Raw genomic sequence first — 24,082 nt, forward strand, 5'->3', positions numbered from 1 at the left:
GCATTATATATTGAAATGGGGAGCGGAACTTGAAGACGTTCAAAAAGGTATACATCGAGATCACAAGCGTCTGCAACCTGGCCTGCAGCTTCTGTCCGCCCACGGAGCGGCAGAAGAATTTCATGAAGCTGGAGACGTTCAACACCATTCTTGATGAGATCAAACCGCATAGCAATCATATCTATCTGCATGTCAAAGGCGAGCCGCTGCTGCATCCGAAGCTGGGCGAGCTGCTGGATGCCGCGCATGCCAAGGACTTCAAGGTCAATATTACGACCAACGGCACGCTGATCCGTAAAGCGGGGCCGAAGCTGCTCGGCAAGCCGGCACTGCGGCAGATGAACTTCTCGCTGCACAGCTTCGACGGCCATGCAGGCTCGGAGAACCGTGAAGGTTATCTTACAGAGATCATCCAGTTCGTCCGGGAGATCTCCGCCCAAGGTGTCATTGTCTCGTTCCGGCTCTGGAATCTGACGGAGGACAACCGGACGAATCTGGAGAAGGAGCGCAACCGTGAGACGCTGGCCCTGCTGGAGGAGGCTTTTGGACTGGGCTACAGGATCGAGGAGAAGGTCGTCCCCGGCAGCGGCGTGAAGATCGCCCCGCGTGTGTACCTGAACCAGGACCACGAGTTCAGATGGCCGGCGCTGCATGAGCCGGAGGATGACGGCAAGGGCTTCTGCCATGCGCTGCGCAGCCAGGCGGCGGTCCTGGTAGACGGCACCGTTGTGCCGTGCTGTCTGGATGGCGAAGGGGTGATCAACCTCGGCAATATTCATGAGCAGCCGTTCTCCGAGATTGTCGAGGGCGAACGGGCGAATAATCTGTTCTATGGCTTCTCGCGCCGGGAAGCTGTTGAGGAGCTGTGCCGTAAATGCGGCTACCGGCAGCGGTTCGGCACCTAGCCGGAGCGCGGAGCCGGAGTGGGGGATGGTGTCGGTGCATACCGGCAAAGCAGCAGGGTGATGCTAATGGGAAGACAGAAATATTTATAAGGCCGGATCATACGAAAAGAGGGAATAGATGCCTACTATACTTGTTGCAGACGACGATGCGAATATCCGCGAGCTTGTCTGCCTATTTCTGCGCAATGACGGATTCGATACCGCTGAAGCGGCAGACGGGCAAGAGGCGCTGGCGGTCTATGCCAGAACGCATGTGGATCTGGTCATCCTGGATATTATGATGCCGGTGATGGACGGCTGGGCGCTATGCAAGGAGCTTCGCAGAGCAGACCCGGAGCTGCCGCTGTTAATGCTGACGGCGAAGGGGGAGACCTGGGAGAAGGTGAAGGGATTCGAGCTGGGAACCGATGATTATCTGACTAAGCCCTTTGATCCGCTGGAGCTGACGGTCCGGGTCAGAGCCTTGCTGAAGCGCTCGGGAATCGGCAAGTCGCATACGATCCGTATCGGAGAGGTAACGCTGGACCGGCAGACCTACAAGGTGATGAACGGGACAGAAGCGCTGTCCCTGCCGCTTAAAGAGTTCGAGCTGCTGTATAAGCTGGCCGGAACACCGGGGCAGGTCTATACCCGCGAGCAGCTGATCGACCAGATCTGGGGCATTGATTACTCGGGGGATGACCGGACGATAGATGTACATATCAAGCGCCTGCGTGAACGGTTTGCGGCTTCGCCGGATTTTCGGATCGAGACGGTTCGCGGGCTGGGATACCGGATTGAGGTTACTGAATGATCAAGTCCTTATATACCCGTGTGGTCCTGACTTATCTGATCTCCGTAATTGGGGGGACAGTGATCTCCTTCAATCTGGCAATCTGGATATACAAAGATGAATTGAACGAGAACCTGCAGTTTCAATTGCTGCGCTTCGCACAAGATGTCGTACAGATCTATGATGCCTTTCCGCTGACGGAAGCTGACAAGTTCGTAAGCGGCATGAAGCAGCTTGAGACCTATCATGTGCGGATTTACGATGCGAACGGCGGGGTTCAGTCTTATGGCGGTCCAGAAGGAATGAAGCTGGAGACCGTGACTGAAGCGCAGGTGCAGCAGGTGCTGGCAGGCGGAATTGTGCAGGTCAATCCGTCAGGCATCTCCATCAGCCTGCTAGGGATGCAATTAACTACGGATACGGGAAAAAAAGCATTGTTCGTAGAGCCGGTCGGTCCCCCCTCCTCCGCTTTTGTGCTGAAATGGCTGGTGAATTTCGTGGTGTATTCGCTGGTCTCCGGGAGTCTCGTGATCTTGGTGGCGGCCATGTTCGTGGTCCGGCCGATTAAGAAGCTGACCAACGCGACGCGCAAGATCGCAGCCGGGGACTTCAACGTGAAGCTGAATATCAAGCAAAAGGGAGAGCTGGGCGCCCTCGCGCGCAGCTTCGAGGAGATGACGCATGATCTGCAGCAGCTGGAGCAGATGCGCCGTGACTTCGTGTCGAATGTATCTCATGAGGTGCAGTCGCCGCTGACCTCCATCTCCGGCTATGCCCTGGCGCTGAAGCAGATGAATATTCCTGAGAGCGAACGGGGCCGCTATATCGATATCATCATCGGGGAAGCCGAACGGATGTCCAAGATGAGCGACAGCCTGCTGAAGCTGAGTCTGCTTGAATCGCAGTCCCAGCAGCTCCGGTTCACCACCTTCAGCCTGGATGAACAGATCCGGCGCGTGATTGTTGCTCTTCAGCCGCAATGGTCGGCCCGGCGCATCAACTTCGATCTTCAGCTGACGGCTGCCACGCTCACGGCGGATTATGACCTGTTGAGCCAGGTATGGACGAACCTGCTGGGCAACAGCATTAAGTTCTCCGGGGATGGGGGAGTAATCAGTGTCCATACGAAGCAAGATAATAAAAGTGTAACGGTTCGTGTATCCGACACCGGCATCGGGATCGCTCCCGAGGACCAGAAGCGGATCTTCGAACGCTTCTTCAAGGCGGACCGCTCTCATAGCCGCAAGTATAACGGCAGCGGGATGGGGCTGGCCATCGTGAAGCAGATCGTCCTGCTTCATCAAGGCGACATCCGGGTCGAGAGTGAGCTAGGCGCAGGCACAAGCTTCATTGTAACGCTGCCGCTGAATACACCGGCAGATTAGATTATTACACCGTTCATCCTCCGTTCATATTACCGTCACGGAGAGTACATTTTCATTATATATACTATCCTTAGCACTTCATCAAGGCAGTACATCCGATTCATAAGGACAGGTGATTGTATAATGAAAAAAGGACTCAGAATCCTGCTTAAGTCTATAGCGGCATTGTTGATTGTGATCGTATTGTTTTTTGCCGTAGTATTTGTGGTCAATATCATCAGCAGCAAAGCGGAGCTGAAGAAGATTGATCAGTACGGGCAGCTTGTGCCAGTCGATGGCAAGAAGATGAATGTACTCATCCAGGGATCGGGTGAGGAGACCGTGGTGCTGCTGACGGGGTATGGCACCGGGGCACCGGCGCTTGATTTCAAACCGCTGGTAGACGAGCTGTCTCCTAACTACAAAGTAGTCGTGGTGGAGCCGTTCGGCTATGGCTTAAGTGACCGGACCGATAAGGAACGGACCTCGGACAATATCGTCAGTGAGATTCATGAAGCATTGCAGCAGCTTGGAATCAAGCGTTACACCCTCATGGGGCATTCCATCGCCGGAATCTACGGGCTGGATTATGTGAACAAGTATAAGGATGAAGTGACGGCCTTTGTGGGAATCGACAGCAGTGTGCCGAACCAAGGGGGCTTGGACGATGAAATACCGGTGGGAACGCTTAAGTTCCTCGACAAATCCGGCATTGTGAGATTGTTCCAAAAGATAGGCGGCGACCCGTATGCCGGGCTTTCGTTCGACGAGCATACCAAGCAGCAGATGAAGATGATCGCCACCAAGAACTCAAACAATGACACTGTCGTGAATGAGAGTAAGTATTTCAAGGAGAATTTCACAGCAGCCCAGGCGCTGACCTTCCCCAAAGAGCTTCCGCTGCTGCTCTTCGTACAGTCAAATAATACCGATGTTGAGGGCTGGATGCAGCTGCATGAGGAACAGGTGAAGGATTCCGTGTACGGTAAGCTGGTGCCGCTCAATGGCGGACATTATCTGCATCATACGCTGTCCAAAGAGATTGCCAAGGATTACAGAGAATTCATGGCAGGTGTGAAATGAGAGGAATCTGATTCCCGGCCAACTATCTGATACAATTGAACAAGAGCTCTTCGCAGCCGCAGGCTTCTATAATAGAAGCTTGCGGTTTGTTCCATTCCGGGGACACTCTGATTCAAACCTGAAGCACATGGGCTATTGTATATAGATTGCTATTACATAGGGAGGTATGCAAATGCTGAAATCATTACGGGCTATAGAGGCGTATCGTGAAGGAGAATGGCCTGCCGGAGAAGGCTATCCGTGGCTGGAGTACATCGTGCAGGCAGAGCAGACGATTGTGAACCTGGAGCGGGTAGAATCGCTGCAGTCGCTTGCGCAGCAGAATCCGGTGCTGGATTATGTAGAGCGGAGTCTGCGGGTGCTGGACAGTCTGCCGCTGTCGTATTGGATCAAGGAGCTGGCTGAGGAGACGCTGATCTGGTCGGAGACGGCTAAGGGCGGGACTCTCCGGCAGCGGCGGAGCTGGCAGGAAGAGGGTATTAATATTTTCGTTCATAATATCGGCTCCGCAGAATTGTACCGGAGGTATGCAGAAGGGATGAAGCAGGACGAGGCAGGCTCTGCGGAGAAGAGACGGGTCATACATACGCTGATCGAGACGCATGGGCTGATTGGACAGCAAATCCGCGGCGAGGTTCCGCCTTCCGTCAATCTTCCGTTGTCCGCACTGGTGGAGCAGGGACTGCTGGGCGCAGAGGAGCTGGAGCGGCTGCTGTTCGCACTGAATCACTGCATCATTGCTGCGGTATCCCCGGAGCTGTGGCAGGAGGTCCGCCTGCAGGTCATGGAGCTGATTGCTGTAATTGCTTCAGGGAATCTGCAGCCTGAAGTCCCGATGAAGGAACGTCTGCGGAGAATGCGCGCCGGGTCCATTGCGCAGGGGGAGGATTACGAGACGGAGTGGGACGGGTTGGTGCAGGAGGGCTTCCTCCCAGCTGCGCTGGAGCCGCTGCAGCCTGCCACCTTCTGGTATGTGGAATCGGCGCTCCAGACCTTCTCGCTGGAGCAGTTCCTGAAGGTCATGAGTCTGGTGGCCGGCAGCGGCCCGCTTCAGCTAAGCCATCTGAGCCATCTGAGCTTCGAGGCGGTCATGAACAGTATTCATTATGACTATAAGGGCAGCAAGAAGATCAACGTCTATAAGAAACGGATTATTGAGAAGTATCTCTCGGAGCTGGGCTGGGAGGAGATCTACAGCGGTGTGAAGCCTTCCGGCAGCAACCCGCATCTTACGCACAGGCTGCGGGGTAAGGAGCATCTGCCGGATACGCTGTTCTTCCAGTTCGAGTTCTCAGCGGCAGCGGAGAAGCTGATTGAGTTCTGTATGGAGGCCGAGAAGTCAGCGCTGTATGAACGGGCGGTCCTGCTGCTGTTCGACCTGTTCGATCTGCGGCGGGATGCTTTCGACCGCTTCCACAATGAGGATACGTACTTAAGCCAGATGAATGATACAGCTGACTATAAGGCAGTGATTCTGGACTACGTTACCGGAGGGAAGGTGCTGGACATCGGCCCCGGCGGCGGGGTGCTGCTCGATCTGATTGAGGAGCGGATGCCGGAGGTGGTGCCAGTGGGGATTGATATCGCAAGCAATGTGATCGAAGCGCTGCGGCAGCGCAAGCAGCGGGAGGACCGCCGCTGGGAGGTGCTCCAGGGCGATGCGCTGAACCTGAAGGATTACGTGGAGCCGGGCACGGTGGACACGGTGATTTTCTCATCGATTCTGCATGAGCTATACTCCTATGTGCCGCTGGACGGCCGGAAGTTCAATCATGGCACGGTGGCGGCAGCGCTGACCAGTGCCTTCGATGTACTGGCAGATGGCGGGACGATCATTATCCGCGACGGGATTATGAGCGAGCCGGAGGAGGAGCGGCGCAGAGTGCGGTTCCTGGAGGCGGACGGGATGGCGTGGCTGGAGCGGTACGCGAAGGATTTTGCCGGACGGAATATCCGTTATGAACAGCTGGGCGAATACGAGGTTCTGATGCCGGTAAACGATGCGATGGAATTCCTCTATACCTACACCTGGGGGGAGGAAGCCTACATTCATGAGGTTCAGGAACAGTTCGGCTACTTCACACCTTCGCAGTACACCGCATTCATTCAGCAGACGCTGGGGGACCGGGCCAAGATAGAGGTCTTGCGTCATTACCTGCAGGAGGGCTACACGGAGGCGCTGGAGAACAGAGTGGTTATGATGGACGATAACGGGCAGGCGGTGCCTTTGCCGGACAGCACCTGCTTTATTGTAATTCGTAAAGACGGTGGGAGGAATTCCGTGCTTGCTGGCAGGTAATGGGGATGTAGTGTTAAGTAACTTGCCTATACTCTAATGCTCAACGTTTGGCTATTGCACTTTGTGCAATAGATGTCTCTGAAATCGACGGGAAAGTAGCTTCTATTGCACTCTATACAATAGAATTCGCCGGAAATGGCCTTCTGGAGCCTAAATCCAGTAATCTACTGTATGAAATACAATAGAATGCGTTCTAGGGCAATATAGAGCGGAATCTATTGCAGAAAATGCAATCAGGGAACACAAGAACACAACGGAGTGGCCATCGCCGCGTCCACTCCAGTGCTGAAACCCATCTTATGTAATTAAAAGGCTGTCCCGCGTAGTCATATTCATGACTTATGGGACAGCCTTTTGAGTTATAAAGTATGGTTATACTTTGAACTTGCTCGGCGTTATTTAAGCGTGATGATCAGCTCGCTGATTTTGCCGCCTTGTACCTTGAATTCATGGGTGAACTGCTGCGGGGCGGGAACACGGTTCTTATTGAACTCCCCCTCCATCTCAGCGGTCACTGCAATGCGGCCCTGGATTTCTTCAATTTCCATAATAGTAAAGCGGACCTTAGCAGAGAATAGCTCGGATTCTGCCCAAGCCGCTATAGCCTCTGTGCCTTCGGCCGACTTCCCGTTATCCTTCACGGTAGCGCCGGGTGCGAACAATTCGATCAGAGCGTCAGGCTGGTATTGGTTCACTGCATTGTAGAAGTCCTGTACCTCAATTGGCAAGGTTACATGCTGATTCATGAATATCTGCCTCCTGTAAGTAGATTAGTGGGGAACGGCATGTCCACCGGAATGAGCCATTAGGCCACCGCTGAAGCGGCAGGTGCCGTGGTCATCCATACCCTAACTTAAACGTATCCGGGCAACCGTAAGCAGGAAAAAAGAATGGGGCGGGGTCCAGCCTACGGATAAAGCTGGTTCTGCCCGGTGAAGGGACTGGCGTCCTTTCGGAATTCTGAGGGCGAGCAGTTCATGACTTTGCGGAACACTTTGATGAAGTAGCTGACGTTGTCGAAGCCGACATCCATGGCAATATCGGAGATTTTGCGGTCTCCCTGCTTCAGCAGGGCTGCGGCCTGGCGGACCCGGTAGGAGTTGATGTAATCGACGGGCGTCTTGCGGGTCATGCTTTTGAAAAAACGGCAGAATTGCCCCTCGCTCATCGGAATCAGCCCCGACAGGTCACGGGTACGTATCGGCTCCTGGTAGTTGTCCTGGATATAGAGAATTACCCGCTTCAGGCGGTCAATCTTCGTGGGCTCCGCGCCTTCGGACTGGCTGTGGTTGACGAAGCGCCCCGGCTGCGCAATCTGCGAGAGCATAATCAGCAGGGTTCCTTTCATAAAAGCTTCGAATCCGGGCATTTGTTGCTCATACGCGTTCATCATCCGGTTCAGATGCTCCAGCAGCTCCGCCAGCCAGGGAACAGAAGGGGTGAGGTGGCGCGGAAAGCTCTGGCGTTTCTCCTGAAGCGGCAGAATAACACTCTGCTGGATGGTATCATATTGGGCGCTGGCCAGCAGGTCGGGGTGGAAGACAAGGGCGCAGAAGCGGCAGGGGGTCTCCGTAAGCGCGTATGCGGCATGGATATCCCCGGATTCAATGAACACGGCCTCACCGGGGCGAAGCGTGAAATAGTCGGTGTCCACCTGAAACAGAATCTCGCCTTCCAGCAGCAGGAAGAACTCGGCTTCCTCATGCCAGTGAGTGTCCAGGACATGTGCTCCGGCGGGAAGGTCGATCCAGTAGGCGGCCAGGGGGAACATGACATCCCCGTGTTCGCGGTCTTCTTTGAGCAAGCGCTGCGAGGTGCGGTCCATTAGGGGCCTCCTTGTCTGATGGCGTCAAAATAATGTTATAAATGAGCTATATATTATTAGTTTTGAGCTTTTATTATCGGTATAATGCAACTATATACACCAAATCGAAGGGTGGCAAGTGCACATATGAAATTTACAGACGGCTTATGGCTGGTTCGTGACGGAATTACAATCAATGGTGCAGTGCAGAACTATGTGGTAGAAAAAACGGAGGAAGGCCTGACCGCCATCACGCAGACGACTCCCATCACGGGACGTTCGGCGACACTCAACTCCACACTGCTGACGGTGAAATTCCATTCCCCGCTTCCGGGCGTGGTAGGCGTCAAAATTATTCATAACGACGGCGTGATTCCACGCGGACCTTCGTTTGAGCTGACAGAGGGAACCGGCGATCATGTGGAAATCGAGGAGACAGAGGCGCAGACGGTGCTGATCAGCGGCGGACTCCGCGTGGTCATCAACAAGGGCACACACTGGTCTGTGGACTTCTACCGCGGCGACGAGCGAATTACCGGCAGCGGTTACAAGTCAATGGCCTACATCACGGATCAGGACGGCAACACCTTCATGCGTGAAGAGCTGGACTTAGGCGTCGGCGAATTCGTGTATGGTCTGGGCGAACGCTTTACGGCTTTTGTCAAAAATGGCCAGGTGGTGGATCTGTGGAACAAAGACGGCGGTACAAGCTCCGAGCAGGCGTACAAAAACGTTCCGTTCTATGTGACGAGCAAGGGGTACGGTGTATTTGTGAATCAGCCGGAGCTGGTATCGTATGAGATTGCGTCTGAGAAGGTGAAGAAGGCCCAGTTCAGCGTAGCCGGAGAGAGCCTGGAATACTTCGTGATTGAGGGGCCGACGATTAAAGAGGTCATCACGAAATACACCTCCCTGACCGGCAAGCCTGCGCTGCCTCCGGCCTGGACCTTCGGCCTGTGGCTGACGACTTCGTTCACTACAGACTACGATGAAGCTACGGTGAACTCCTTCGTGGAAGGGATGGCGGAGCGCGATCTGCCGCTGCATGTGTTCCACTTCGACTGCTTCTGGATGCGCGAATATCAATGGACCGATTTCCAGTGGGATTCCCGTGTGTTCCCGGACCCGGTGGGCATGCTGAAGCGTCTGCATGACAAGGGGCTGAAGATCTGCGTATGGATCAACTCCTATATCGGACAGCGCTCCCCGTTGTTTGAAGAAGGCCGGAAGAATGGTTATCTGCTCAAAAAAGCCAACGGCGACGTCTATCAGACCGACCTCTGGCAAGCGGGTATGGGACTGGTCGACTTCACGAACCCTGCGGCTTGTGAATGGTATGCCGGTTACCTGCGTGACCTGGTGGATATGGGCGTAGACAGCTTCAAGACCGACTTCGGCGAACGGATTCCGACCGATGTGGTATACTTTGACGGCTCCGACCCTTACAAGATGCATAACTATTATACCCAGTTGTATAACAAGGTTGTATTCGAGGTGCTGGAAGAGAAGCTCGGCAAAAATGAAGCTGCCGTGTTCGCACGCTCCGCTACCGCTGGCGGCCAGCAGTTCCCGGTTCACTGGGGCGGCGATTGCTATGCCGACTATGAATCCATGGCAGAGAGCCTGCGCGGCGGCCTGTCGCTCGGCCTATCCGGCTTCGGCTTCTGGAGTCATGATATCGGCGGGTTCGAGAACACCGCTCCGGCGCATGTGTTCAAGCGCTGGCTGGCCTTCGGCCTGCTCTCCAGCCACAGCCGCCTGCACGGCAGCACCTCGTACCGTGTGCCTTGGGCGTATGACGATGAAGCCGTGGACGTTACCCGCTTCTTCACCAAGCTCAAGTGCAGCCTGATGCCGTACCTGTATGATGTAGCCGGACAGGCACATGAGCAGGGCTGGGCCTCGATGCGGGCCATGGTGATGGAGTTCCCGGAAGATCCGACCTGTGAGGTGCTGGACCGCCAGTACATGCTGGGCGATTCCCTGCTGGTCGCTCCGATCTTCCAGGAGAACGGCGAAGTGAAGTATTACCTGCCGGCCGGCCGTTGGACACACCTGTTAAGCGGTGAGACCGTACAGGGCGGAGCATGGCGCAAAGAGAAGCATGACTTCTTCAGTCTGCCGCTGTTCGTGCGTCAGAATTCCCTGCTTGCTGTGGGCAGCGAGGATAGCCGTCCGGATTATGATTTTGCCGACGGCGTGAAGTTCGGCCTGTACTCCCTGGAGGACGGGAAGTCTGCTGCGGCGACTGTGCGCGATATCCACGGCGCTCCTGAGCTGAAGGTAGAAGCTGTACGCAGCGGCAGTGCTGTAAAGGTAACTGTCGAAGGCAGCGGCAAAGCATTCACCCTGGCGGTGAAGGATCTCGGCGCTATCGCCTCCGTGGAAGGTGCGGAGCAGGTAGATGAGACTACAGTGAAAGTGGGCGCCGGTGAGAAGTCCGTAACGTTCACGATTACGCTGAAATAAGTGAACTATAGACGGAATTAACACACACGCAAGACTGAATTAACACATCCGCACGACTGAATTAACATAACTATAGACCGAATCAACACATCCGCACGACTGAATTAACATAACTATAGACGGAATCAACACATCCGCACGACTGAATTAACATAACTATAGACGGAATTAACACACGCAAGACGGAATTAACACAACTATAGACCGAATTAACACACCTGCACGCTGGCTTAGCCTATGGCTGTGCCCTTAAGTAACCAAGCTCTCTGATGACAGGGGACATTCGTCTCCTGGATCGGGGAGCTTTTTGGGGATTGGCGGCGGTGGGGGAGGATTGTTGCGCGCAATGGCGGACAATGGGCTAGATGTTGCAAGAAATACAACAATCCCCTCAGCAGGAGCAGGGCTATGGCGAATTGTTGTCAAAAATGCAGCATTTCAGCTTCCCTGAGCGAATCAGCGGCGAAATTCCTGCATTTGGTGCAACATTGCACCGAAATAGCGAGTTTCACAGGCAGCAGTGTTGCAGATAGTGCAACATTAGTGGTTTCGAACGAGCGCCAAAGGATTGCCAAAGGATTGCCAAAGGAGTGCTGAAGGAGTGCTGAAGGAGTTGCCCCAAGTTACTGTTAAGTTACTCGTATAGCGTCAGCCGTACCAGCCGCCGCAGCCCATCAGCCAGAGAAACAGCACCAGAATAAAGGAGTCGATGACTATGAACAATATTGAGGATAGCGGGACAGTGAACACTGGAGAGGAGGACTGGGGGAAGATGAGCAGTGTGGAAGAGAGTATCGGGAAGGCAGACTGCTCTAAGGAGAACGAGGAGAACAGTTCAAGCGGAGTGCTGAGCCAGCCGGAGTTCAGCTCGGCCACCGCGCTATCTACAGCCGCCAACTACATTATGAACGCGCCGGAGCCGTTCACCCATACGTACCGCACCTATATCCGGTTGCGGGAGAACGGGAGCCTGACGCTGAAGTTCTGGCACAGCAATGCTGTGGATTCGACCTGGGACCTGGGCGCGGATGCCATAGCCAGTGAACCGGGCGGCGAGTGGAGCATCGAGGCGGCATATCTCGCCGATGGCGGAGCGGCGCCGGACGGCAGCATTGTGCCGGGCTCGCAGGTGCCGGTTACCTTTGGCGGCGAATTGTCGCGGCGAGTGGAGCCGGGTGAGCAGTTCTGGAGCGACGAAGCGCTTCTGGAGCTGCCGGAGAATCACTTGTTGGCCTTCACCTGGACCTTGAAAACGGCTGGCGCAGGCAAGTCATTCCCCTTCAATGTGGAGGGAATGCTGGTCTCCGGCTACGATGCGCCGGGCACTTTGGCAGCTCAGGAGTCTGCGGCTGATTTCAGCGAATCGGACAAGCTGCAGGTCCTCCCAAGCTTCCTGGGCTACAAGAAGGATGTAACGAAGAAGCTGGTTTTTCTGGGTGACTCGATCACGCAAGGGGTGCGGACCGCTAAGGATCAATACACACACTGGGCGGCAAGAATTGCAGAGGGGCTGGGTATAGAGTATGGAGTGTGGAATATCGGCTCCGGCTGGGGCCGGGCCTACGATGTAGCCACGGACGGTCCCTGGTTGCATAAGGCACAGCAAGGTGATGAGGTGCTGATCGTGCTCGGCGTGAATGATCTGGATATCGGCCAGCGCACGGCAGAGGAATTGCTGGGGGACGTGGCGTACATCATCTCCCGGATCAAGGAAGCACAACCGGAGGCAGCGGTAATTCTCAGCACCGTGCCACCTTTCAATTTCGATGGCGAGCGTGAGACCCATTGGCGTAAAGTGAATGAATGTATCCGCATGAGTCCTCCGGCCGGAGTGGACCGCGTATTCGACATGGCCGCCGTCCTCTCAGTTCCGGCTCCTGCAGATTATCGGATCAAGCCGGAGTATATGAGCGACGAGTTCGACCCGCATCCGAACGGTGCGGCGGGCAAGGCAGTGGCGGCGGCTTTTCTGGCGTGGTACAGAGGTTAACGAAATTTAACAGCAAACGGACGCCAGCAGTTAGTAGAGCATCAGAATTAAACAAGTGAGTTCATTCCATAAATGAGGTAAGGGATGAAGCTACGAATGAGGTAAGGGATGAAGCTGCGTTCGTAGCGAAAAAACAGGGATAAGTGTATTCTGTGCAACTAAAAACAGTGAAACGGATGGACTTCCTCTTCTAATTGTATTTTGTGCAACTAGATTTGCCCGGATGGACGAAAATCCAGGTGTAGGGGCATTTTAATTGCACGAACTACATCTAAACGGAGATTTGACGGCACATCGGACGATTTAGTTGTACGAATTACAATTAAGCCTTCCCCCTTGCCCCCTAATTGGGGTGAAGTAACCACTCAGCAAGCCATTAGTTAAAGTGAATTTCACACGTTTAGAGCTGATGAGCTATTAGTAGAGCATCAGCTCTTCATCTGTGGATGGGTGAAGAGCCATGGAGGACTAAAAGGGTGAAGTAACCGGAGCAAATGTAGGCGAAAAACCGAACACAATGCACCGTCGCGAGGGAACACGGCCGAATGTAGGCGAAAAACCGAACACAATGCGCCGTCGTGAGGGAACACGGCCGAATGTAGGCGAAAAACCGAACACAATGCACCGCGGCGAGGGAACACGGCCGAATGTAGGCGAAAAAACGAACACATTCTCCCCCAGTAATCAGCATTCACATACCACCCAGACGGAGCTTAATGCTCCGCCTGATCCCGGTAGTCTTTCGGCGAATGGCCGGTGTGCTTCTTGAAAACCTTGCTGAAGTATTTGACGTCGTGGAAGCCGACCATTTCCGAGATCTGGGCTAGCTTGAGGCCCGGATTCTGCATCAGCAGCTTGGCCTTCTCGATGCGGACGCTGACAATGTAGTCGGAGAAGTTGATGCCGTATTCCTGCTTGAACCGGCGTGAGACATACTCGCGGCTGACCTGGAATTTGCCCGCCACCTCTTGTAGGGAGAGGTCGGAGGGGTAATTCTGCTCAATGTATTTTACGATCTCCGTCATCGGGTTCCGCTCTTTCTGCTGTCTGTCCGTGAGCGCCCGGGATAACTGCTGCATGAAGGCCAGGGACCAGTCGCGCCAGGCGAACAGCGAGAAGGAATATCCGCTGGGCTGCGGAGAGGGGTTCTGCTGGTCCCCTTGCTCAAGCTCAGCCAGCACGTTAGCCGCCTGGCTGCCAAGCGCTTCCCGGACCAGCCGGGAGCGAAGCAGCAGCGCATCGGCCTTCCAGTCGTTCAGCATCTGCGGGGTAACCACCCCCGGCGGCTCAGCTCCTGGGTCCAGTGCTGCGCTGCTGCGGTCAGGGCTTCGGCCGTCCCGCTGATGACTGCCATCCGCCAGTCCTCCTGGACATCGGCGAAGCTCAGCGGGACTGCGGTCTCCCGTTTATCGCGCCGCTTCCCGCCGGGTATCGTCCCCGGCTCCCTGCCCGTCACTGCGCCAGCACCATTGCCAGTCACCCACCCCGGCCCCGCACCTGCACCTGACTTCCGGCCAGTCACCTCGCCCGTTCCCGAGCCAGTCAATCCGCCTGTCGCCGCACCCGCACCTGACTTCCGGCCAGTCACCTCGCCCGTTCCCGAGCCAGTCAATCCGCCTGTCGCCACACCCGCACCTGACTTCCGGCCAGTCACCTCGCCCGTTCCCGAGCCAGTCAATCCGCCTGTCGCCGCACCCGCACCTGACTTCCGGCCTGTCACCTCGCCCGTTCCCGAGCCAGTCACTCCGCCTGTCACCGCACCCAAGCCTGGCTTCCCGCCCGTCATCACACCCACATCAGTCTCCCCGCCTGCCACCGAGCCCGCTCCCATGCTTGTCCCCGCGCCCGGCAGCGCCTCCGCACCCGCAAAATGGCAGTAATCCTCATGCCTGAGCAGATTCCGCAGCAGCAGGGCTTCGGCGGCTTCGGCGCGTCCCGCCGGCAGATGCGCGGGGAAAGCGCCCGGCGTGCTGATTCCGAAATGCATGCGGAATTGCAGCGTCAGGAAGATGCCCTGATTCATCCGGCTAATCAGCGAAGTGACGGATTCATGCGGCTCCCAGAGCAGGATGGCAATCTCCGGCGGCCCGCCCCAATAGCGGAAGGCGATGCCCGTGCCCTGCTGCTGCAAAAATTCGTTGCAGATGTTCACGATGGCATAGTAGAGCAGCTCGCTGTCACCGCCGAAGCGCCGCAGCAGCGGATTGTTGCCGCTGTCCGTCTGCACAAGGAGCAGACGCGAAATCTTAATGTCCGGCGGAATGATGCCGTCATGGATCAGGCGGCGCAGCGAGGCCTCGGCATTCACCTTGTCGTCGATCAATGCGGACAGCAGCTTCTCCCCGAAGATCGGCTTGATCTCATTCAGCCGGAGGTTCTGGTGCTGGCGGTGGCTGCGTTCCGCCTCCTCGGCCCGCCAGGCGGATACTGCTTTGGAGACCGCGCTGTTAATCATATCCGGATCAATCGGCTTCAGGATATAATCGATGCCGCCATGGCGGACGGTCTGGCGGACGAAGTCGAAGTCATTATGCCCGCTGACCACAATGAACTTGGTGCTGCCTGCGAATTCATCCACCCAGGTCATCAGCTCCAGGCCGCTCCCGGACTCCATCATCATATCCATAATGACCAGCGCTGGCTTCTCCTGGCGGATTAGACCGATGGCCTCATTGCCGTTACCCGCCTCCAGAATCTCCTCAATCTGATGGGCCTCCCAGTCCACCAGCAGGCGGACGGCCTTCCGGACTCTTGCTTCGTCATCTACAATCAGTGCCTTCATACCTGTTCACTCTCCACTACAATATCGATTTCCAGGCGGATGATTACCCCGCCTGTCTTCAGATTATCCACGGTCAGCAGGGCGTTATCGCCGCAAACCAGCCGCAGCCTGGCCAGCACATTGCCGAGGCCGATGCCCGCGCCCGGTGCATCGCGTCTGCTGGGGCTGTCCTGTCCGGCATTCTGCAGGAGCTCCCGTTCTTCAACGGTGCTGGACTGCTCCAGCTCCTTGCGCAGCGCCTCCAGCCGTCCTGCGGGAATCGGGAGGCCGTTGTTGGCGATGCTGATCTCCATCCGCTCCGGGGTTAGCCCGGCCACGTTAATCTCCATGTATCCGTCCTGGCGGTCAAGCTGGAAGCCGTGCTTGAAGTAATTCTCCACAATCGGCTGCAGAATCATCTTGGGCATCAGCGCCTGAAGCAGCGGCTCCTCCACTTCACAGCGGAAGCTGAACTTGTTCTCAAAACGCTCCTTCTGCAGCTGGATATACGCTTTGACATGATCCAGCTCATTCTGGACCGTCACCACCTTCTCATCATTGTACATGCTGTAGCGCATCATTTTGGCCAGAGCCGAGAGCAGGCCGTAGATCTGCGGCACCTTCAGCTCCAAGGCCAGCGTACCGATAATCTGGAGAGTGTTGTTCAGAAAATGCGGATTAATCTGGGACTGGAGCGCCCTCAGCTCATTGGTCCGGCTCGCCAGCTCCAGTCTGTACTCCCGCAGAATGAGATTGTTGATCGTGTCCATCATACTGCGGAAATGCTCGGTGACCACCCCGATCTCATCGTTGCCCGCCGGGCGGATCTCAATGTTGAGATTCCCGGTCTGGACCTGATTCATATACCGGGTCAGCTGCTTGATCGGCGCGGTAATCCGGAAGGAGACGAGGATCGTCAGAACAATGATCGTCACCAGCAGCAGCGCCAGCAGCAGGAGGTTGATCGCGGCGGCCTCCTTGGCTTCGCGGAACAGATAGGAGACGGGAATCTGCTTGACGAGCGTCCAGCCGAGGCCGATGCTGTCGATCTTTTGATAGATGAATACAGAGCTGTCCTGTTCAAAATAACCCTGCAACTGCGTACTGTCCGCAATCTGAGTGTTATACCAATCAGCATTCAGCGGCTTGCCGAGCAGCCCGGAATCATGGCTGTAGACCAGCCTGCCGCTGCTGTCCACCAGGTAGAGCTTCTCCTGATCCTGCTCGTACAGCTGGTCCACAATCTCACTGAGGGCAGCCAGCTTCACATCAATTGACAGATAGCCTAGCGCCTGCGAGGTAGGGATACGCTCAATTCTGCGGTGCAGCGTAAAGACCGGCTCCGGTATAAACTGCGTTAATGGCAGCCTTAGCCCGTAAGCGTTGCTCAGATGTGTACTCTGCACGCTTACCGGTGAGCTTCCGCTCAGACTGGACTGGTGGTAGGGTGCATTAGCCAGCCAGCGCTTGGGTGTTGTATTGTCGGTAATCAGCGTAGCCTTCGAGTCTTTCACACTGTATAAGTACACCTGTGAGAGGTGGGGCAGCGAGGTGGAGATATAGCTGAGCGAGTTATAGATGGCAATATCGGAGGACAGATCGTCGTACCCGGCTTCCAGCAGCCGGTAGAAATCGCCGTCGGAATACACGTTCAGCGATAGACGGTTGATCTCCTGCAGCAGACTGTTAATGTTCTTGTAGCCCTGATAGAGCAGATTCTTGTTCTCATCGACCGCCCGGTCCCGCAGCGACTTGGTGGTGTGGGAATAGCTGACATACATCGTAGCCATAATGCAGATTAAGGTGGGCACAAGCAGGAAGACAATCAGCTTCGTGCGGATACTGGTCCATTTCATGGGGCGGGTCACATCCAGGTCAATATTTTACACCCTAAAGATCACTTGCGTAGGTGTAAGAGGCTCTGCAAAAAACAGATAATATCTTTAGATCATAAACAAGTGAGTGAGTAAAAGAAAGGGGGGCCATACATGCGCGGCAATAAATTGTCCCAATTCGGTCAGCAGGTATTTTTCGTTGGCCCGGCATTATTGTTTTTTACCTTGATCATGATTGTTCCGTTTCTGATGGGGATGTACTACTCCTTCACGGACTGGAACGGCGTATCCGGTAATGTAAGCTGGGTCGGCTTTGAGAATTTTAAAAGTATTTTTACAAATGATCACGATTTCTGGTCATCCTTCTGGTTTACCGTGAGATTCACCGTGCTGGGTGTGATCTTGACTAACATAGTAGGCTTCTTCCTGGCCTATCTATTGACCAAACCCTTGAAGACACGCAATATGCTCCGGACCATTTTTTTCATGCCGAATGTGATCGGGGGCCTGCTGCTCGGGTTCATCTGGCAGTTCATCTTCATCAAAGGCTTCGCCACTATGGGCGATCTTACAGGCCTGTCCTTCTTCAACCTTCCCTGGCTCGGGGATGCGACCACCGGCTTCTGGGCAATTGTCATGGTCTTCATCTGGCAGTCCTCCGGCTATCTGATGGTCATCTACATCGCTTCGCTCAGCAACGTCTCCAAAGAGGTGCTCGAAGCTGCCGAGATTGACGGCGCCTCCCGGATGCAGGTGCTGCGTAACATCATCCTTCCGCTGATTATGCCTGCGGTTACGATTGGACTGTTCCTGGCGATCTCCTGGTCCTTCAAGATGTTCGACCTGAATCTATCGCTGACCAAAGGCGGACCGTTCAAATCTACGGAATCTGTAGCGATGAACATCTATAACGAAGCCTTCCTGAACAACCGTTATGGTCTGGGTACGGCGAAGGCGCTGTTATTCTTCCTCATTGTAGCGCTGATCACTGTCATTCAGGTTCGTATAACGAAGAGTAAGGAGGTAGAAGCTTAATGAATGCCAAGACCAAAAGCAGATGGAATATCGGCATTGAAGTGATGATGATCCTTCTGGCGCTTCTGTTCCTCTCTCCGTTCTACTTCCTGTTGGCGAATTCGGTGAAATCCTTCGGCGAGATTCTGAGCGACGCGGCCAGCTGGCCGCAGACCTTCATGTGGTCGAACTATGTGAATGCCTGGAAGCTGGCCCGGTTCTCCGAGGCCTTCCGCAACTCGCTGATTATTACGATCATCAGTGTAGCGCTGATCTCGCTGTTCAGTGCGATGGCGGCGTACCGCATGGTGCGTGCCAATAACCGGTTCAACCAGATTCTGCTGCTGCTGATGGTAGCGGCGATGGTGGTTCCATTCCAGACGATTATGATTCCGATCCTGAAGGTAGTGAACGTCCTGGGCGTGAATAACTCCTTCACAGGTCTCATTATCTCCCATCTGGGTCTCAGCATTCCGATGGCGATCTTCCTGTTCCACGGCTTCATCAAGTCTGTGCCGCTGGAGATTGAAGAGGCGGCCACGGTGGATGGCTGTAACCCGATCTCCGCGTTCTTCCGGATTGTATTGCCGCTGCTCAAGCCGATGCTGATGACCATTATCGTGCTCAATGCGCTGGGAATCTGGAATGACTATCTGCTGCCGTCTCTGATTCTTCAAGCACCTGGACTGCGGACGATTCCGCTGGCGACCTTCTCGTTCTTCGGCCAGTATACGAAGCAGTGGGATATGGCGCTTCCGGCACTGACCATCGGGATTGCCCCGATCGTCATCTTCTATCTGTTCATGCAGCGTTACATTGTTGAGGGAATAGCGGCTGGCTCGGTGAAGGGTTAATTCACCGGGCTCCCGTTCCACATAAGAAGCAGTTAAATTATTCAAGGGGGAAATATCTAATGAAGAAGAAACATTCTGCACTGATGATGTCATCCGTAATGCTAATGTCAGTAGTGCTCGCGGCTTGTGGCGGCAATGCCGATAAGTCTGCCTCAAATAATGCTTCTAATGGAAGCGCTGGCAACAGCGGCGCTGTGAAGACGGTTAAGATTTTCCAGTTCAAGACCGAGATCGTGGAAGGCCTGAATGAGCTGAAGGTGGAATTCGAGAAAGAGCATCCTAACATCAAGCTGGATATCCAGACGGTGGGCGGCGGCGCAGACTATGGTGCAGCGCTGAAGACCAAATTCGCTTCCGGCGATGCTCCTGATATTTTCAGTAACGGCGGGTATGCTGAAATGGCACTGTGGCAAGACAAACTCGAAGACCTGTCCGACCAGCCTTGGGTGAAGGATCTGATTCCACTTGCAGCAGAACCTATGACCAAGGACGGCAAAACCTACGGGATGCCAATGAACCTTGAAGGAATCGGTTATGTATACAACAAGGACCTGTTCGCCAAGGCCGGGATTACAGAGACGCCAAAAACCATTTCCCAGCTTGAAGAAGCAGCTAAAAAGCTGCAGGCGATTGGCGTAACTCCGTTCGGCAACGCTTATCAGGAATGGTGGCTGCTGGGGATTCAGGGAATTAGCGTAGCTTTTGCACAGCAGGATAATGTCGATGAATTCATCAAGGGCCTGAACGACGGAACCGCATCCATCGTAGGGAATGAGAAGTTCAAGGATTGGAGCAATCTGTTGAACCTGACGGTAAAATACGGCCAGAAGAATCCGCTTACCACGGATGCTAACACTCACCTGGCGCTGTTCGCCAAGGGCGAAACGGCTATGATGCAGGAAGGCAACTGGGCACAGACGCTGGTAGATAACATTACGCCGGACATGAACATCGGGATGTTCCCGATGCCAATCAACGATGATGCGGCGATGAACGATAAGCTGTCGGTGGGTGTTCCGGCGAACCTGGTGGTGAACAAGGAATCCGGCTCCAAGGAAGAAGCGAAGACGTTCCTGAACTGGCTGGTCACTTCGGATATGGGGAAAGAGTATATCGTGAAGAAATGGAAGTTCATTCCTGCACTGTCCACCATTCCGGCAACCCCTGAGGATATCGGTCTGCTGGGTGCGGATGTCTGGAATTATGTAAAAGAAGGCAAGGTCTACGGGCTGCAGGCATCCAAATTCCCTGATGGCGTTACACAGGAATTCGCCAGCTCCATTCAGGAATTGATTGCCGGCAAAGTGGATGAAGCCGGCTGGGAGAAGGGCATGCAGGCTGCCTGGGATAAGCTGAAGAAATAATCTGAAAGGGAACAGATTGGATAGAGTGGCTTGGCCGGGACGCTCATGCCCATCTCAGTGAATGAGGTGAGGCGGGGCGTCCTTTATGGTTTTCGGCTAACTGGTGATTGAGGTATACTCGAATCAAAGTCTTGTACATTACGATAAGAGGGAGCTGGGCACAATTCGGGAGCGGAATGATTACAGCAACGTGCAAATCGGTGTCGACTATTATCCTGAGCATTGGGACGAGTCCATGTGGGAGAAGGATATCAAATTAATGAAGGAAACCGGGGTCAAGGTTGTCCGGGTAGCGGAATTTGCCTGGAGCCGGCTGGAACCTTCGGACGGCAGCTTTGACTTCGCCTGGTTGGACCGGGCGCTGGATTTGTTCCATGCGTACGGGATTCAGATTGTGATCGGGACGCCTACAGCAACACCGCCGCGCTGGCTGACCTCCGCTTACCCGGATGTGTTGCCTGTACTCGCGGACGGCGGCGTCTTCCATCCGGGCGTGCGCGGCCACCGCTGTTATAACAGCGCTTCCCTGCGGAAACATGGCGGCCGGATTATTGAGGCGCTTGCCCGCCAGTACAGCAGCCACCCTGCAGTTATCGGCTGGCAGACGGATAACGAATTCAGTATGCTGGATTGCCGCTGTGACAGCTGCAACCTGGCGTTCCGGGACTGGGTTCAGCAGAAGTACGGGACGCTGGAACGGCTTAATTCGGAGTGGGGAACCGTGGTCTGGAGCGGAAGCTACAGCAGCTGGAGTGAACTGACAGTTCCTTATGGCGCTTCACCTTTTCAGAACCCTTCGCTGCTGCTGGACTTCCAGCGGTTCCAATGGGATTCAGTAATTGCCTTCCAGAAGTCGCAGATTGATGTGCTGCGGGCGATCTGCCCACATCACTTTATCACCCATAACTTTCACAGTTATCCGCAGCGGCTGGACATGCACGGGCTGGCAGAGGAGCTGGATGTGGCGGCCTTCGATTACTATCCGAATCCTTCGCCTAAGAAACAGGCCACTGCACCATACAGCGGGGCCTTATCCTTGGATCTGACCCGCGGGATTAAACGCCGGGGCTTCTGGATCATGGAGCAGCTTAGCGGCCCTCCGGGCTGCTGGTTCCCGATGTGGCGTACTCCGTATCCCGGCCTGATCCGTGCATATGCCTGGCAGGCGATTGCCAGAGGTGCGGATACCGTGGTGCATTTCCGCTGGAGAAGCGCAGCCGCCGGAGCAGAGCAGTTCTGGCACGGCCTCATCGACCACAGCAATGTGCCCGGGCGGAGATTTGCCGAATTCGGGCAGCTGTGCAGTGAGGTGAATGCTCTGGCTCCGCTGTTGGAAGGGACTGGGGTCATGAGTCAGACGGCTATCCTGTATTCGCACGAGCAGTTGGCTGCGCTGCGGATTCAGCCCCAGGCGGAGGGGCTGGACTATTATGATAACATCAAGCAATATCACCGGGCGTTAACCAAGCGGGGCATCAGTTGTGATGTGGTGGACTGGCGTCAGCCGCTGGAGGGCTACAAGCTGGTTATCGTCCCGAGCCTGTACCTGCATGATGAAGAGGCGGCACAGGCGCTGGAATCCTTTGCGGAAGGCGGCGGCACAGTCATTCTGATGAGCCGAAGCGGTGTGAAGAACATGAATAATATCTGTGTAATGCAGCCTCTTCCCGGGCTGTTCTCACGTGCGGCCGGCATAACGGTGGAGGAGTATGATCCGGTTGGAGACGAGGTTCATACGCTCCGTGATGCTGAAGGGAATCTGTATGCATGCAGCCATTGGTGCGACATTCTTTGTCTGGAGGGAGCGGAGCCGATCGCCTGGTATGAAGATGATTACTATGCCGGAGTTCCTGCGGCTACACTTAACCGCTTCGGGGCGGGCAAGGTATATTATATCGGAACCGATCCCGGGGAGGATTATTGGCTGAAGCTTTTGGGTGATATCGCGCTGGACGCAGGGCTTGAGCAGTTCGCGGAATTACCGGAGGGCGTTCAGGCCTTCAAGCGTACAGGAGAGAACCGGGAGCTGCTGTTCCTGCTGAACCTCAGCCGGACGGCTCAGAGCATCCGGCTGGAGAAGCACTACCGCAGCGCGCTAACCGGCGATCTGGAGACTGGAACCGTCATGCTTCCGCCTTATGCTGTTCAGATTCTGCAAGCTGTAAGCTCTGGCCTGCAGGAAGCTGGAGTCAGGCAGTAGGGTGACGTCTCTTCTCCTGCAGACGGGAGGCCAGGGAGACCACAGGAGCTTTCGGCTGTGGCTTCCGTCTCTCGGCCTGCTGCTTCTGCGCCGCCATAAGCTCTTCTTGGCGGAACCGGCTTAGGAGGTCATGGACAGTTCTGATTTCACTTGTACCGATAGCTATTTCTATGCCATCCGGATTACCGGGCAGCTGGAACTTCCACTTTTTGTTTTCCACTGCTCTCACTCCTAGCCATTTTTTAGTCGGGGTCTCGCATTCCTGTTATATTTCCATCATAAACGGTGTATCGGATCATGTATAATGAAGGGAAATGATGGAGGCCATCACTGCGGCTGATGGGTGATCCGGGGGGAGCGATACGGCGTGGATACGGGTCTTCTCAAAGTATTTCTGGCGGTTGCCGAAGAAGGAAGTATCTCTAAGGCAGCCCAAAGCCTGAACTATGTGCAGTCCAATGTAACGGCAAGAATCCAGCAGCTGGAGCAGGAGCTGAAGACTCCGCTGTTCTACCGGCATAGCCGGGGAATTACCTTGACCTCGGCCGGACGGACGTTCATGGAGTATACGGTCAAGATTCTTAATCTGCTGGATGAGGCGAAGCTGGCGGTGCTGGATTCGCCAGTGCCCACAGGCTTGATTACCATCGGCTCGGATACGACGGCGGCAGTGCGGCTGCCTGCTATCCTGTCCACTTACCGAGGATGCTACCCGGAGGTGGAGGTGCAGCTGCAGGTCGGACGGGCGGGGGAGCTGATCGAGTCGGTTCTGCAGCATCAAGTCCAGGGGGCCTTTAAGGACGGGCCGGTGGAGCACCCGGAGATTGTCCAGGAGCTGCTCATCCACGAACGGATCGGGCTGGTGATTCCCGATAGTATGGATTATCAGGGCATCCTCTCTGTTCATGACAAGACCCTGCTGATGCTGAATGCAGAATGCCTGTACCGGAACAAGCTGGAGAGCTGGCTGGCGGAAGAGGGCGGACGGCTGGGTAAGATGATGGAGTTCGGGACGATGGAGGGATTACTCGGCTGTGTAAGGGCGGGAATAGGGTATGCGGTGCTGCCGTTATCCTATTTCACCCGGATGAATGTCACGGAGGGGATAAGGATCTATCCGTTTCCCGAGAAGTATGCGGAGGTGCCGACGGTATTCATCCGGCGGCGTGACCTCTATATGACGAGCGCGTTCCGGGAGTTCATCGAAGAGCTGAAGGCAGGGCTGCCGGAAGCGGTGAGCGGGACAGACAGGATGCAGAACGGCAGCGGTCCTGTGGAGTAACGGGCAGCAGTGAAGTCATAAACGTAGGATAAGATCCTATATTCGTGTCGCAAAAGACGGATACCCCACTTAGGTGGATGGTATCC

General features: G+C 55.1%; 18 protein-coding genes. 12 read left to right on the forward strand and 6 right to left on the reverse strand.

Going from position 1 to position 24,082, the window contains the following annotated elements; all coding sequences use genetic code 11:
• The first annotated feature begins 29 nt into the window (after positions 1-29).
• From NST26_RS03815 to NST26_RS03835, 5 genes are all read left to right on the forward strand, one after another.
• On the forward strand, positions 30-905 hold the full coding sequence (locus NST26_RS03815) for a radical SAM/SPASM domain-containing protein (protein WP_339253732.1): 876 nt from the start codon (positions 30-32) through the stop codon (positions 903-905).
• A 118-nt stretch (positions 906-1,023) separates the two neighbouring features.
• Positions 1,024-1,698: a response regulator transcription factor gene (locus NST26_RS03820; protein ID WP_036731256.1), complete on the forward strand. Its 675-nt coding sequence runs from the start codon at positions 1,024-1,026 to the stop codon at positions 1,696-1,698.
• Positions 1,695-3,062 (forward strand): sensor histidine kinase, encoded by a 1,368-nt coding sequence (locus NST26_RS03825; RefSeq protein ID WP_340978586.1) that lies wholly within the window; start codon positions 1,695-1,697, stop codon positions 3,060-3,062. The genes NST26_RS03820 and NST26_RS03825 overlap by 4 nt, the downstream gene beginning before the upstream one ends.
• A 123-nt stretch (positions 3,063-3,185) precedes the next feature.
• Positions 3,186-4,124 carry an alpha/beta hydrolase gene (locus NST26_RS03830; protein WP_339253735.1) on the forward strand — a complete coding sequence of 313 codons (939 nt, stop codon included), beginning with the start codon at positions 3,186-3,188 and terminating at the stop codon, positions 4,122-4,124.
• A gap of 172 nt (positions 4,125-4,296) precedes the next feature.
• A complete protein-coding gene (locus NST26_RS03835) occupies positions 4,297-6,423 on the forward strand; it encodes a class I SAM-dependent methyltransferase (RefSeq protein ID WP_340978589.1) in 2,127 nt (708 codons plus the stop codon).
• A gap of 395 nt (positions 6,424-6,818) precedes the next feature.
• On the opposite strand, the gene NST26_RS03840 is transcribed toward NST26_RS03835, so the two are convergent.
• Both NST26_RS03840 and NST26_RS03845 read right to left on the reverse strand, forming a co-directional pair.
• Complete coding sequence (locus NST26_RS03840; protein ID WP_339253739.1) at positions 6,819-7,169, reverse strand: nuclear transport factor 2 family protein; 351 nt, start codon at positions 7,167-7,169, stop codon at positions 6,819-6,821.
• Positions 7,170-7,330: 161 nt separating this feature from the next.
• Complete coding sequence (locus NST26_RS03845) at positions 7,331-8,248, reverse strand: AraC family transcriptional regulator (RefSeq protein WP_340978590.1); 918 nt, start codon at positions 8,246-8,248, stop codon at positions 7,331-7,333.
• A gap of 126 nt (positions 8,249-8,374) precedes the next feature.
• Between NST26_RS03845 and yicI the strand changes: the two genes are divergently transcribed.
• Positions 8,375-10,696, forward strand: a complete 2,322-nt coding sequence (yicI, locus tag NST26_RS03850; protein ID WP_340978591.1) for an alpha-xylosidase — start codon at positions 8,375-8,377, stop codon at positions 10,694-10,696.
• A gap of 715 nt (positions 10,697-11,411) precedes the next feature.
• On the forward strand, positions 11,412-12,686 hold the full coding sequence (locus tag NST26_RS03855) for an SGNH/GDSL hydrolase family protein (RefSeq protein ID WP_340978592.1): 1,275 nt from the start codon (positions 11,412-11,414) through the stop codon (positions 12,684-12,686).
• Positions 12,687-13,399: 713 nt separating this feature from the next.
• Here NST26_RS03855 and NST26_RS03860 read toward each other — a convergent pair.
• The 3 genes from NST26_RS03860 to NST26_RS03870 are packed head-to-tail and all read right to left on the reverse strand — an operon-like array spanning position 13,400 to position 17,303.
• Positions 13,400-13,948, reverse strand: a complete 549-nt coding sequence (locus tag NST26_RS03860; protein WP_340978594.1) for an AraC family transcriptional regulator — start codon at positions 13,946-13,948, stop codon at positions 13,400-13,402.
• A complete protein-coding gene (locus tag NST26_RS03865) occupies positions 13,942-15,468 on the reverse strand; it encodes a response regulator (protein ID WP_340978595.1) in 1,527 nt (508 codons plus the stop codon). Before NST26_RS03865 ends, NST26_RS03860 begins: the two co-directional genes overlap by 7 nt.
• Positions 15,465-17,303 carry a sensor histidine kinase gene (locus NST26_RS03870; RefSeq protein WP_340978596.1) on the reverse strand — a complete coding sequence of 613 codons (1,839 nt, stop codon included), beginning with the start codon at positions 17,301-17,303 and terminating at the stop codon, positions 15,465-15,467. The genes NST26_RS03865 and NST26_RS03870 overlap by 4 nt, the downstream gene beginning before the upstream one ends.
• Positions 17,304-17,435: 132 nt before the next feature.
• On the opposite strand from NST26_RS03870, the gene NST26_RS03875 reads away from it, so the two are divergent.
• The 4 genes from NST26_RS03875 (at position 17,436) to NST26_RS03890 (ending at position 22,714) form a co-directional block, all read left to right on the forward strand.
• The gene (locus NST26_RS03875) at positions 17,436-18,317 is read left to right on the forward strand and encodes a carbohydrate ABC transporter permease (RefSeq protein WP_076078881.1); all 882 of its coding nucleotides are present in this window, start codon (positions 17,436-17,438) and stop codon (positions 18,315-18,317) included.
• On the forward strand, positions 18,317-19,150 hold the full coding sequence (locus NST26_RS03880; protein WP_209877114.1) for a carbohydrate ABC transporter permease: 834 nt from the start codon (positions 18,317-18,319) through the stop codon (positions 19,148-19,150). The genes NST26_RS03875 and NST26_RS03880 overlap by 1 nt, the downstream gene beginning before the upstream one ends.
• A gap of 59 nt (positions 19,151-19,209) precedes the next feature.
• Positions 19,210-20,514 (forward strand): ABC transporter substrate-binding protein, encoded by a 1,305-nt coding sequence (locus tag NST26_RS03885; RefSeq protein ID WP_036731279.1) that lies wholly within the window; start codon positions 19,210-19,212, stop codon positions 20,512-20,514.
• A 103-nt stretch (positions 20,515-20,617) separates the two neighbouring features.
• A complete protein-coding gene (locus NST26_RS03890) occupies positions 20,618-22,714 on the forward strand; it encodes a beta-galactosidase (protein ID WP_340978598.1) in 2,097 nt (698 codons plus the stop codon).
• Here the strand turns inward: NST26_RS03890 and NST26_RS03895 are convergent.
• The gene (locus NST26_RS03895; protein WP_036731282.1) at positions 22,704-22,934 is read right to left on the reverse strand and encodes a hypothetical protein; all 231 of its coding nucleotides are present in this window, start codon (positions 22,932-22,934) and stop codon (positions 22,704-22,706) included. The two genes, NST26_RS03890 and NST26_RS03895, sit on opposite strands and share 11 nt — an antisense overlap.
• Before the next feature lie 147 nt (positions 22,935-23,081).
• Here NST26_RS03895 and NST26_RS03900 point away from each other — a divergent pair, with 147 nt between their 5' ends.
• On the forward strand, positions 23,082-23,996 hold the full coding sequence (locus tag NST26_RS03900) for a LysR family transcriptional regulator (RefSeq protein WP_340978599.1): 915 nt from the start codon (positions 23,082-23,084) through the stop codon (positions 23,994-23,996).
• Positions 23,997-24,082 lie beyond the last annotated feature (86 nt).

The organism is Paenibacillus sp. FSL R7-0128, assembly GCF_038002245.1.
Classification (GTDB): domain Bacteria; phylum Bacillota; class Bacilli; order Paenibacillales; family Paenibacillaceae; genus Paenibacillus_AQ; species Paenibacillus_AQ silagei.